This window comes from Echinicola strongylocentroti (genome assembly GCF_003260975.1).
Classification (GTDB): domain Bacteria; phylum Bacteroidota; class Bacteroidia; order Cytophagales; family Cyclobacteriaceae; genus Echinicola; species Echinicola strongylocentroti.
On sequence record NZ_CP030041.1, the window covers coordinates 5,609,284 to 5,621,716 of the forward strand.

Below are 12,433 nucleotides of genomic sequence, written 5' to 3' on the forward strand. Positions count from 1 at the left end.
GTTTGGTAGAAGGGAATTGATCCATTTTGAGCAATCAGTAAACTAGTTGATGGTGTTGGACGGATGTGAATGTCAACGGCTGGTACTGGGAGGGGTAATAATTGGTATTAGCTTACATGACTTTTTCAAAATTGGACAACTCTTTTTGCAGGAGGGCATATAATCGGTAAATTGAACTAGAATATATGCTATGGAAAAAAGAGTTGACTTTTCGGAGCTTCAAGAAGTCTTGAAGCAAGTGCTTTTGCACTATCAATTTTCATCGGAGAGGGCATCACTGAGTGCCCGATTGTTTGCCCAATCCAGCTTAGATGGGGTGCCATCTCATGGGCTGAACAGGTTTTTGAGTTATTTGTCCTATATCGAAAAAGGCCTGATCGCACCCTCTGCCCAGCCCGAGGTAGAGGCTAAGTTTGGCGGCTTCGAACGCTGGAACGGTCATTTGGGACCAGGGAATCTCAATGCCCATGCAGCCATGAAAGGCGCCATTTCCATGGCCAAATCGACAGGTGTTGGCTGCGTAGCCCTGCAAAATACCAACCATTGGATGAGGGCGGGCAATTATGGCTGGCAGGCCGTGGAGGCCGGATGCATCGGTATTTGCTTCACCAATACCAAACCCAATATGCCAGGCTGGGGCGGTAGTGAGCCAAAATTGGGAAACAACCCGTTGGTGGTGGCTATCCCGCGCAAGAATGGGCCTGTTGTACTGGACACAGCGATGTCGCAGTTTGCCTACGGAAAGATGGCCATCTATGCCAAAGCTGGGAAAGAGATGCCTTATGATGCTGGATTTGACGGGGAAGGAAACCTGAGCAGGTCACCAGCGGAGATCATCCAAAGGGAATTGGCGCTACCCATTGGCTTATGGAAAGGAGCGGGACTTTCATTGGTCTTGGACATGCTGGCAATGCTACTTTCAGGTGGGCAGGCGACCTTTGAGGTGGAGGAGCAGGGTAGCGAAAGTGGTCTCTCCCAAGTTTTTTTAGCATTGAACCCCATGAATTTTGGATTGGATGCCTGGATGGACGAAAGACTGGACGAGGTAATTAATGACTTTAAGAAAAGTGGAGTTTTTAAGGAAGGTAGTGCCCTTCGCTACCCTGGTGAACACACGCTGCACGTAAGGGAAGACAATATGAAACGTGGAGTTCCGGTGGATGAAGACATCTGGAGCGAGATCAAAAATATACTTGCATGAAAAAAATCAACGATGATGAAGTGAGATGGGGGATTTTGGGAGTAGGAGACGTGTGTGAAGTGAAAAGTGCCCCAGCGATGAATTTGGTGGATAACAGTCGCTTGGCAGCGGTGATGCGGAGAAATGAGGAAAAGGTAAAGGACTATGCCAAGCGGCACCAAGTTCCCAAATGGTATACCGATGCGGATGAGCTAATCAAGGATCCTGAGGTGAATGCCATATATATTGCCACGCCACCTTATGCGCACAAGGAGCTGACCCTAAAAGCAGCGGCCGCTGGAAAGCCCGTATATGTGGAGAAACCAATGGCCAAGACCTATGCAGAATGTCAAGAAATGATTGCTGCCTGTGATAAAGCCGGAGTACCGCTATATGTGGCTTATTACCGAAGAGCGTTGCCCCATTTTCTAAAAATCAAATCCTTGATAGATGAGGGAGCCATCGGGGAGGTACGCCATGTGTCCATACAGATGAACCAAGCACCTAAGCCAGGGCTGGTAAGTAACCTTGATGATAACTGGCGGGTAAATCCGGATATCGCTGGTGGGGGTTATTTCTATGACCTAGCCTCCCATCAACTGGATTTTTTGGACTTTGCCTTGGGGCCGATCAAAACTGCCACGGGAATTAGTGCCAATCAGGCTGGGCTATATCAGGCTGAAGATATGGTCGTGGCTGCTGTTGAGTTTGAGTCGGGGGTGTTGGGAAATGGCAGCTGGTGTTTTTCCTCCAGTGATTCCGATGCGAAAGACCAAACTATTATTTATGGATCAAAAGGTAGTATAAGTTATGAAACCTTTGGAGCTGGTAATGTATCACTCAATACCGACAATGAAGGAAGGAGGTCGTTTGAATTTTCTTTACCTAAACATATACAAATGCCTTTGATTCAATTAATAGTGGGGGATTTATTAGGAACAGCTTTAAGTCCTTCTGATGGCCTCTCAGGAAGCAGGGCCAACCGCATTTTGGAAAATATTGTCGGTAAATGAGGCGCTATAGGTAAAATAGCCTATAATGATATTTTATAAGCTTAAAAACTTATAAGTATATTTTATATGTTGATAAGCTTATAAATTGGTTTTATAAGTTTAAGATACTATATTAGCAAGGCGACAAGCTCATCAAATGGAAAAAACAGCCGTCATATCCGGAGATATTGTATCATCTACCAGCTTGGTAAAAGAAGATCGGCTCATGCTAAATGACCGTTTGAAGGACCTGATCTTTTGCCTCTCCGATAAATTTGATACATACGGAAGGGTGCTAAAAGGAGATTATGTGGAGTGTGTGTGTAGAAAGCCTCATGAGGCCCTTGCGGTGGCATTGGCCATAAAGAGCTTTGTTAAATCCATCGAAGTAAGCGATGGAGAAAAAAGCAGTGACAAGAATCGCATTAAATTGTTTAAGACACATGGTATCCGATTGGCCATAGGCTATGGTGAGCTCACTACTTTTGATACGGAAAATGGTGTGATAGACGGAGAGGCCATTTACCTAGCGGGCAGAAAGATCAATGAGCAATCCGGCCGCAAGAAAAAAAGAGTGGTGATCAAACAAACCTTGTTTTTTGAATCGCATGAAGAGCTGCTAAAAGAGCAATTCGATCCTGTGATGGGACTTTTGGATGTCCTGCTGAGCAAGGCCACAGCCCGACAGTCCGAAGTGCTGTACTGGAAGTTGATGGGATTGAATGAGGATGAAATAGCCGAAAAGTTTGGCGTTAGCCAGTCGGTGATCAATCAGCACAGTACCAGTGTGGGGTGGAATGCCATAGAAGATACCGTAGCCTATTATAACCGTACCATAAAGCGACATCAACCATGAATGCAGCCCAGTTTTTTATCTTACAGTTGATTGCCCATATGTTGGCAGATTTTTATTTCCAAAACGACCGACTGGCAGCGCAGAAAAATACACATGGATTTAGGAGCCCGTTCTTGAAGTGGCATATATTGATCGTGTTTTTATTGTCTTGGGGATTGTCGTTTCAGCTGTATTTCGTCTATGGAGCCTTGGTGATAGCCCTGACCCATTATATCATTGATGGCTTGAAAGTCTACCTCAACAGGAGCAAATGGTTGGGAAATTATGCCTTTTTTATTGATCAGGTTCTGCATTTGGCAGTGATCATTGTCGTAACCGTGGCGTACGCGCTTTATCTGGGATTGCATCCTTGGTGGGAAGTTGCATTGTCTCCCCGATTACTCATGGCTATTTTTGCCTATTTGGCTTGTTTGAAACCTTCAAACATCTTTATCAAAGAAGTGTTAAAAGCCTATCAAATCAGCGTACCCGGAACGAATGACCTTCCCAATGCCGGAAAGTTGATCGGTGTATTGGAGCGTATACTTGTGCTTACTTTTATCCTGCTGGGAGAATTTCAGGCTGTTGGTTTTTTGATTGCTGCCAAGTCTATTTTAAGGTTCAAAAATGATGATATTCTGAAAGCTGAATATGTATTGATCGGTACTTTATTGAGTTTTGGTATTGCCATATTGTTGGGCACTTTCGTAGGGCTGGCATAGGGCAAAGAGCCATTCTAAAAGAATGGTAACTTCCGTAAAGATATTCAAAAAGTAGAGTTGATATAATAGGTCTTTTTCCCTAAGTTTATGTTTTGATAACCCGATAATATTTAAAATTTTATGAATCCCAAAATCGATATAGTAGGAAAAAGCACTACATGGGCATTGGTGGCCACTTGCATCATCGCTAGCATGTTTTCCTGCACTACCCAAAAGGAAGAAGGGGAGGCGACAGCCAGTAAGCGTCCCAATATCATCTTCATCATGTCCGATGACCACGCTTATCAGGCGATCAGTGCTTATAGCGATAAGCTGATCAATACGCCGAACATTGACAGAATAGCCAATGAGGGCATGCTTTTCGAAAAGGCTTTTGTGAGCAACTCGATATGTGCGCCAAGTAGGGCGGTGATCCTGACGGGGAAGCACAGCCATTTAAATGGCCTAGTGGACAATGCCGTGAAATTTGACAGTACACAGGTGACTTTCCCCAAAATCCTAAGAGAAAATGGCTACCAAACCGCCATGATAGGAAAATGGCATTTGAAGACCCAGCCTACAGGCTTTGACTACTGGAAAGTACTGCCTGGTCAAGGGCACTATTATAATCCTGAATTCCGGACGAAAGAAGGGGTGGTATTGGATTCTGGTTACGTAACGGACCTGATTACGGACTTTGCGATTGACTGGTTGGATAAGGCGAAGGGGAGCGACGAACCTTTTATGCTGATGTACCAGCACAAGGCACCCCACCGGGAGTGGCTTCCTACGGAAGAAAATTTCCGAGAATACGCCAATAAGGAATTTCCTGAGCCTGAGAGTTTGTTTGATGACTACAGCGGTCGGGGCAGTGCAGCCAAAGAAGCTGAAATGCGAATCGATACGCACATGGGCGTGACAAGTGATAACAAGATCCACCCGGATATAGCAAAAAAAATGGGGTATGAGAATTTTCTCACTTGGTATCCCCATGCTTACCACAACAACCTAGATCGCATGAGCCCATCGGAGCGTGCTGCTTGGGAAGAGGTGTACGGCCCTATGAATGAAGCGTTTGAAAAAGCCAATCTCCGTGGAGATGAGTTGACCAAATGGAAATACCAGCGTTATATGCAGGATTATTTGGCGAGTATTGAGTCGGTGGATGAAAATGTCGGCAGGTTGCTGGATTACTTGGAAGAGAATGGCTTAGCAGAAAACACCATCGTCGTATATACTTCAGATCAAGGGTTTTACCTTGGAGAGCACGGGTGGTTTGACAAGCGGTTCATGTATGAGGAATCTTTCAGGACACCTTTGATGATCAAGTGGCCTGGCGTGATCAAGGAAGGCAGCAGAAATACCGATTTGGTTCAGAATCTTGACTTTGCAGAGACTTTCTTGGATGCTGCTGGGGTGACTATTCCAAAAGAAATGCAAGGCAAAAGCATGCTTCCACTGCTGAAAGGTGAGAAAGTCGAGTGGAGAGAAGCGCTTTACTATCACTATTATGAATACCCGGGTATCCATGCCGTGAAGCGCCATAACGGCGTGCGGACTGACCGATATAAATTGATCCATTTCTATTATGATGTAGATGAATGGGAGCTGTATGACCTTGAAAAAGACCCTCAAGAAATGAACAATGTCTATGCCGATCCAGCCTATGCAGATGTAAAAGAGAAGATGCATCAAAAACTGGACGAGCTAGTCGTCCAATATAAAGATGAAGTGGTGGTACCCACTGAATAGTCGAAAATAATTAGAGCGTTTAAATCCCCTGTCAATGGAATTTGTTCAGGGGATTTTTTTATGTCCACGGATCAGCCTGTTGTAATGTGAATAATCTCGGTTTAACCCGGATTATGCATTAGGAATCGTAGTGAGAGCTGAAATTGCAAGAAAATCAGTTAGTTTGGAGGCATTAGCGTAGCACCGCTACGGTTATGCCGAAAACTAAAGTGAAACGGCTGATTTTGAAGCAGTTTCAGGTCGCAACAGATAGGCTAATGCATATTCCGGGTTTATACATACCTGCAATGACTCCAGTAATCACAGCAATAGTAAATAGGTGCTCACAGAAACCGCTGAAATCTCCGAAAAACCTCATTTCATTCTGAGTGTTCCGTGAGAAATACAACCTTGTTTTTGGCCGTTATGGTGATTTCCAAAGGAGCTTCAATACCCAAACGAAAAAATAGTGATGCTGCCAAATTTAAGGCGTTGGGAATTGCGTATTTGATTGGGATAATTATAATCCTGGTCAACATTCCATGGCCTTTTTTCCCTTTACTGCTAGGCCCTACTTTTAGGTTTTTTTAAGTTATGTCAATAAATTTTATTGACTTGTCCATACGAGTGATTTTAGGGATTTTGTGCACAATATTATAATCTTTTACCGATAGCAGTGTTTTTTTGACAGGTTTGAGGTTGGATTTGAGTAACTATGTACAAAATAATGGAGTCTTGGTTTCCGAAGAGATTCCATCCTATTTGTGTAATAGAATTTAAATGCTACAGTTGATATGAAAAAACTCTTTTGTGCACTTGTTATGTTGTGCTTATTTTCCTTGGAAGGTTTTTCCCAGGATGTGCGATTGAATGTTTACGGCTCTTATGCTTTTGCCGATAAATTTGATTCCTATTGGGATGTTGGAAACAACTACTATTATGATGGAAGAATTGAAGATGGCTTTCAGTGGGGAGGTGGTCTCGAGTATGTGGTGAATGATATGGTGGGAGTAGAAGTGCTGTACTTAAGACAAGATACCAATAGTCCAACACGCTACAGTTATTCGGGGTTTGTGGATCGACGAACAAACTTTGATTTGGGAATCAACTATATTTTAGTGGCTCCATCCCGGTATTTCCAAGCTCCCAGTGGAAACTTGGAAGGCTTTTTTGGGGTGATGGCCGGTGTGGTGATCGCCGACTTATATAATCCTGATAATGGAAATGAAAATAACGCTACCAAAATGGCCTGGGGGGTAAAAGGCGGAGGAATCCTTTGGGGTTCTGAGCGCATTGGGCTGAAGGTCCAAGCACAATTGCTGTCGGCTGTCCAGTCTGTAGGTGGTGGATTTTATTTTGGCACCGGAGGTGCTGGAGCTGGCGTAAACAGTTATTCTTCCATTTACCAATTTAGTCTCGGTGGAGGGCTGGTATTTAAGTTGAACTAATCTACCGAACATTTTTTTTCTGGAAAATTTGTACATCCAGGTATAATGAAACAGTGGACCCAATAAATAGTGTCTGGTCTTTTTAAGGCTTGACTAGTGGTAGATGGGGTAAAATGTGTTCCTGTTTTCAGAATGATAACGAAACACATAAACTACACATATCATGAAAAAGTTGATTGCAGAATTTATTGGGACTTTTTGGCTTGTATTAGGTGGCTGCGGTAGTGCTGTACTTGCTGCGGCATTTCCCGAATTGGGCATTGGGTTTGCTGGAGTGGCATTGGCCTTTGGTCTTACCGTTTTGACGATGGCCTATGCCATTGGGCATGTTTCTGGATGTCATTTGAATCCTGCCGTATCCATTGGATTATGGGCAGGGGGAAGGTTTGAGGCCAAAGATCTATTGCCTTATATCGTAGCTCAGGTGCTGGGAGGCATCGTGGCTGCTTCGGTGCTTTATGTCATTGCGTCCGATAATGCAGCGTTTGAGCTGGGAGGATTTGCTGCCAATGGATTTGGTGAGCATTCTCCAGGTGGATATGGGATGACAGCGGCATTGGTGACAGAGATCGTCATGACCTTCATTTTTCTGTTTGTCATTCTTGGTGCCACTCACTCGAAGGCTCCCCAAGGATTGGCGGGAGTGGCCATTGGATTGTGCCTTACGTTGATCCACCTGATCAGTATTCCAGTTACCAATACATCCGTAAACCCAGCAAGAAGTACCAGCCAAGCGATTTTTGTAGGAGATTGGGCATTGGGTCAGCTTTGGTTGTTTTGGGTGGCTCCGATAGTGGGAGCTATTTTGGCAGGATGGGTGTATAAGTACCTTTCTCCCGAAAAATAACCTAATAGAATACTAGCTATTATTACCCACGTCCAAAGGGCGTGGGTATTATTTTGTCCAAATGCTCGGACTTGACTATATTCGATAATCAAACCTGTCGTCGTAAATAGCTAACTCTTTTATGTCAAAACCACTAAAATTTGGGATTATCGGTACTGGTGCTATCGCTGAAAAGCATGCTTCCGCCATCAACGAACTGCATTCTACGGAATTGGTGGCAGTGTGCAGTTCATCGGCCAAAAGGGCCAAGCAAGCTGAACGGGAATTTCATGTCAAGGGCTATGATAGTTTGGAGGAATTTTTGGCACATCCTGGATTGGAAGTGGTGTGTATCTGTACCGCTAGTGGGCAGCACTTAGAGCCCACTGTAAAGGCGGCCCAAGCTGGGAAGCATGTTTTGGTAGAAAAGCCTATAGAGATCAGCATTGACAGAGCAGATGCGATGATACAGGCATGTGAACAGCATCAGGTAAAGCTTGGCGTTATTTTCCAAAACCGATTTAATGAGGGCTACCTACTGCTCCATGCAGCAGTCAAAAGTGGACAGTTGGGGAAGTTGTTGATGGGAAATGCCTACATAAAATGGTTCAGGGACAGAGAGTATTATCAAAGTAGCCACTGGAAAGGGACTTTTAGCGGTGACGGGGGAGGTGCTTTTATCAACCAAGGGATTCATACGGTGGATTTATTACTGGACATTATGGGCGAGGCAGAAAGCGTTTTTGGCAAAGTCAAGACAGCTCTTTACGACATCGAAGGAGAAGATATGGGAACGGCCCTGGTCACATTTAGAAATGGGGCCTTGGGCAATATCACAGCTGGGACAGCACTCTATCCTGGTTATCCGGAACGGTTGGAAATTTATGGTACAGAAGGCAGTGTGATGTTGGAAGGAGGTAAAATAGTCGCTTGGAACGTTAAAAATCAAGCGTCAAAAGTGGAAAACCCAACTCATGAAGCAAGTGGTGCTGCTGACCCTATGGCGATCGGTCATGCGCTTCATCTGATGCAGATCGAGGATATGGTCATGGCCATCCAAGAGAATAAACCTCCATTGGTGACGGGAGCAATAGCCAAGAAGTCCCTAGAAGTTATTTTAGGGATTTACGAAAGCTCCAAGACCGGAAATGAAATTGCTCTCTAATGATGTTTTAAAGTCCTAAACGAAGGCTTTATTCGTTACTAAGTTGTGGGATTTATGCTTATTCTGTATCCATGAGGTATAGGACCTTTTGAAGGTAATAGCCTTCGTCCATACGGATGAGCTTGTCATTTTTAAAGTAAAAGTACTTTTTATGGAACTCAGAAGTTGGAATGGTATACACCGTATAGGTCTCATTCATTTCAATGATTTCCTCATTCACATTAGTTTTTTCAAATTCTTCTTTGGTCATCCCTATATCTGCACTGATGCGGAAAACCCCACAAGAAAAGAGTATAAAAAATGGTATAGTAATAAGTAGCTTCTTCATAGTAGTGGGTAGTTCATTATTTATTTTCAGCTTGCAAAAAACATTCCTTTTTGGATTTTATTCAAAAAACTACAGCTCAAGAACCACGATAATAATAGGTAACTGTCTTGTATTTAATTAGTTGTATTGTTTTCTTTTTGCGTAAAAAGTTTCGGTGAGACCAATAGATTAAACCCGGAATATGCATTAGCCTATCTGTTGCGAGCTGAAACTGCTTCAAAATCAGCCGTTTCACTTTAGTTTGGAGGCATAACCGTAGCGGTGCTACGCTAATGCCTCCAAACTAACTGATTTTCTTGCAATTTCAGCTCTCACTACGATTCCTAATGCATAATCCGGGTTCAATGCCGTTTAGTTAGTGTGTATCTGGAAAATATGGGTTCTATATTTTTTCCTTGGGCAGTTATTTTTCTAGCTAAATTCCTAGGTGGTTTTCATCCCTTTACCTTTGTCACTTTTTTGCTTCAGGTCAAAAAAGTAACCAAAAAACCCCGCCGCTGTGCATCTATTGGCCTAAAATTAATACCTTCCCTCATGCAGGCAAACTCCTCCTTTTTAGCAGCCAACATTCTTTTTGGCCAGCATTTCGTCAAACAAGCCTGCCTTTCTGCCCACCCGCTTTTTAATTTCTTAACGCCCAATACCTGCAAGGCGGATTCAGTTAATAAGTCCCAAAAAGGTGTTGTTTCCATATGACGGCCCTTGGTATGCCTGTTTTCCAGCCGATGGTGGAGGCCGTTAAGAAAGGGAGTTGGCTCGCGTCGTGGAACAGCGAGACCCACTCACTTTTAGGCCGTAGCCATCGGGTGGAAATTAAAATGGGTGACGGATCTCGGTCGCAGGGTAAATTTATGCCCCATTTTAAAAGGCATACCACCGGCCTAGATTTTTTTCTTTCTTTTTTCATCAATGGAAAAAAGGAAAAGGATAAAATCCACCAAGATGATCAGGTTTCCCCAGCCAAAGTCAATCAAAAAAAGGACTTTTAGGTATATGAAAAGAAGGAAATCCCCTTAACTAAACGGCATTGATTCCGGGTTAAAAAGAAGTGGAGACTTAGGATACTTAATTGAACAAATAAGCCGGGGAAGCAAATACACTTCCTCCGGCGTTAAATGAGTACAGGATAAGACAGTGGATTAACCTATTTTTTCAAACCATTGATCAAACCCATTTCCAGCCCTCTTAGCTCTGCCAATCCTTTGAGTCTTCCGATTCCTGTATAGCCAGGGTTCGTGGTTTTTTTAAGATCATCGAGCATTTGATGTCCATGATCAGGACGCATAGGGAGTGACTTACCTCTTTTTGCCTGTACGTTGATGAGCTCTTTGATTACTTCGATGACCGGAACATCTCCTTCCAAGTGATTAGCTTCATGGAAGTTGCCATCGCTATCCCGCTGGGTACTGCGCAGGTGGATGAAGTGGATGTGATCTCCGTGTTCCCTGATGATCTGGGGGAGGTCATTGTCTGCACGCACCCCAAAGGATCCGGTGCAGAAAGTGATGCCATTATACGCACTGGAGTTGTCTGTTAGCAGTCGTTTTACATCTTGGATGGTGCTCATTACCCTGGGCAGACCAAACATCGGAAAAGGAGGGTCATCAGGGTGGATGGCCATAAAGACGCGGTTTTTTTCTGCGACAGGAATGATCTCATCCAAGAACAACCTTAAGTTGTCCGCAAGTCTATCGGCGTCGATATCCGTATAGGTGTCCAGTACTTTTTGGAAAGCCTCCAACGAATAACCTTCCTCAGCTCCCGGCAATCCCGCGATGATATTGTTGGTGAGCAATTGCTTGGCATCATCAGATGCCTGCTTAAAATAAGCTTCGGCCCTTTTGATCACTTCCTCGTTATACGCATCTGCAGCATGTGGTCGCTGGAGAATAAACAGGTCGAAGGCTGCCAGAGCCTGTAATTCAAAGCGCAAGGCCTTAGCACCATTGGGGAGTTGGTAGGCCAGATCTGTCCGGGTCCAATCCAGCACGGGCATAAAATTATAACAAACCGTATGGATGCCCTCAGCAGCGAGGTTTTCGATAGAGGTTTTATAATTGGTGATGTATTCCTGGTACTTGCCGCTTCTGGTCTTGATGTTTTCATGGACGGGGATACTTTCGACTACCGACCAGCTAAGCCCTGCCGCTTCGATAGTATCCTTCCGTTTTTTGATTTCTTCACGTGACCATACCACGCCATTGGGTAAGTGGTGAAGGGCGGAGACGATGCCAGTGGCACCGGCCTGCCGGATGTCCGCTAAGGTTACTGGGTCTTGGGGACCATACCAGCGCATGGTCTGTTCCATTTTTATGATTGGTTCCATATGGTGATTTTCTTCAAAACGATCATGCTCTTTGGTCAATAAAAGAGCATTTCCCGATTCTTTTTATCTTACTATTCTCACACTCCGCTGTATGCACTAAAGCCTCCGTCCACAGGAATGATGGTTCCTGTTACAAATTTGGAAGCATTACTACAAAGGAAACTTACCGCGCCAAAAAGGTCTTCAGGATCGCCAAAACGATCCATTGGTGTATGGCTGATGATCTGATTGCCCCGTGCGGTCAGGCTTCCGTCTTCTTCGGTAAGCAATGCGCGGTTCTGTTCTGTTAAGAAAAAACCAGGAGCGATGGCATTTACACGATACTGTGTCCCGTATTTCTGGCAAAATTCCACTGATAGCCATTTGGTGAGGTTATCGATGGCGGCTTTGGCAGATGCATAGCCCATCACTCTGGTCAGTGGCCTAGAGGCAGCCATGGATGAGATGTTGATGATGCTTGCTGCGGGGTTGTTGAGTAGAAGTGGGGTGAAGACCTGAATTGGTAAAAGCGTTCCCAGATAGTTGAGTTCCATGACTTTTTTGACCTCTTCGATTTCCAGGTCAGTGATCTTTTGGTCTGGGGTGACGATGGCTCCGGGCATGTTGCCGCCAGCGGCATTGATTAACACATCAATTTTGCCAAATTCCTTTTCCACTTGTTGCGCTGCAGACTGTAGGGCGTCTTTGTTGGTGACATCGGCAATTAGGGGGGAAGCCTTGCCGCCGTTTGAGGTGATGGAAGTGACCAGCTCTTTGACCTTATTGGGGTTTCTTCCCAAAATGATTACCTGGGACCCTTCACTGGCCAAATGTTGGGTGATTTGGCTTCCCAAAACCCCCGTGGCTCCACTGATGAGAATGATGCTGTCTTTAACAGAAAATAGTGCAGACATGATATGAT

13 protein-coding genes are annotated in these 12,433 nt (G+C 44.4%); 10 read left to right on the plus strand and 3 right to left on the minus strand.

Annotated features, from left to right (window positions below; translation table 11 throughout):
- The first annotated feature begins 190 nt into the window (after positions 1–190).
- From yiaK to DN752_RS22330, 8 genes are all read left to right on the plus strand, one after another.
- Complete coding sequence (gene yiaK, locus DN752_RS22295) at positions 191–1,201, plus strand: 3-dehydro-L-gulonate 2-dehydrogenase (protein WP_112786026.1); 1,011 nt, start codon at positions 191–193, stop codon at positions 1,199–1,201.
- Entirely contained in the window at positions 1,198–2,193 is a 996-nt protein-coding gene (locus DN752_RS22300) for a Gfo/Idh/MocA family protein (protein ID WP_112786027.1), read from the plus strand. Before yiaK ends, DN752_RS22300 begins: the two co-directional genes overlap by 4 nt.
- A gap of 136 nt (positions 2,194–2,329) precedes the next feature.
- Positions 2,330–3,028: a helix-turn-helix transcriptional regulator gene (locus DN752_RS22305; protein WP_112786028.1), complete on the plus strand. Its 699-nt coding sequence runs from the start codon at positions 2,330–2,332 to the stop codon at positions 3,026–3,028.
- Positions 3,025–3,729, plus strand: a complete 705-nt coding sequence (locus DN752_RS22310) for a DUF3307 domain-containing protein (protein WP_112786029.1) — start codon at positions 3,025–3,027, stop codon at positions 3,727–3,729. The genes DN752_RS22305 and DN752_RS22310 overlap by 4 nt, the downstream gene beginning before the upstream one ends.
- A gap of 120 nt (positions 3,730–3,849) precedes the next feature.
- Positions 3,850–5,460, plus strand: coding sequence for a sulfatase family protein (locus DN752_RS22315; protein WP_112786030.1), 1,611 nt, complete (start codon positions 3,850–3,852; stop codon positions 5,458–5,460).
- Between the two features lie 773 nt (positions 5,461–6,233).
- Positions 6,234–6,887, plus strand: a complete 654-nt coding sequence (locus DN752_RS22320; protein ID WP_112786031.1) for a hypothetical protein — start codon at positions 6,234–6,236, stop codon at positions 6,885–6,887.
- Positions 6,888–7,050: 163 nt separating this feature from the next.
- Positions 7,051–7,734 carry an aquaporin Z gene (gene aqpZ, locus DN752_RS22325; RefSeq protein WP_112786032.1) on the plus strand — a complete coding sequence of 228 codons (684 nt, stop codon included), beginning with the start codon at positions 7,051–7,053 and terminating at the stop codon, positions 7,732–7,734.
- Positions 7,735–7,855: 121 nt separating this feature from the next.
- Entirely contained in the window at positions 7,856–8,878 is a 1,023-nt protein-coding gene (locus DN752_RS22330; protein ID WP_112786033.1) for a Gfo/Idh/MocA family protein, read from the plus strand.
- A 58-nt stretch (positions 8,879–8,936) separates the two neighbouring features.
- Here the strand turns inward: DN752_RS22330 and DN752_RS22335 are convergent, their stop codons facing one another.
- On the minus strand, positions 8,937–9,206 hold the full coding sequence (locus DN752_RS22335; RefSeq protein ID WP_162633312.1) for a hypothetical protein: 270 nt from the start codon (positions 9,204–9,206) through the stop codon (positions 8,937–8,939).
- A 375-nt stretch (positions 9,207–9,581) separates the two neighbouring features.
- Between DN752_RS22335 and DN752_RS22340 the strand changes: the two genes are divergently transcribed.
- Together DN752_RS22340 and DN752_RS22345 are read left to right on the plus strand one after the other, a co-directional pair.
- Complete coding sequence (locus tag DN752_RS22340) at positions 9,582–9,902, plus strand: hypothetical protein (RefSeq protein ID WP_112786035.1); 321 nt, start codon at positions 9,582–9,584, stop codon at positions 9,900–9,902.
- Positions 9,903–9,913: 11 nt separating this feature from the next.
- The gene (locus DN752_RS22345) at positions 9,914–10,195 is read left to right on the plus strand and encodes a hypothetical protein (protein ID WP_162633313.1); all 282 of its coding nucleotides are present in this window, start codon (positions 9,914–9,916) and stop codon (positions 10,193–10,195) included.
- A gap of 155 nt (positions 10,196–10,350) precedes the next feature.
- Here DN752_RS22345 and uxuA read toward each other — a convergent pair whose 3' ends face one another.
- Positions 10,351–11,532, minus strand: coding sequence for a mannonate dehydratase (gene uxuA, locus DN752_RS22350; protein ID WP_112786664.1), 1,182 nt, complete (start codon positions 11,530–11,532; stop codon positions 10,351–10,353).
- 77 nt (positions 11,533–11,609) lie between these two features.
- Positions 11,610–12,425: an SDR family oxidoreductase gene (locus DN752_RS22355; protein WP_112786665.1), complete on the minus strand. Its 816-nt coding sequence runs from the start codon at positions 12,423–12,425 to the stop codon at positions 11,610–11,612.
- Positions 12,426–12,433: the final 8 nt, after the last annotated feature.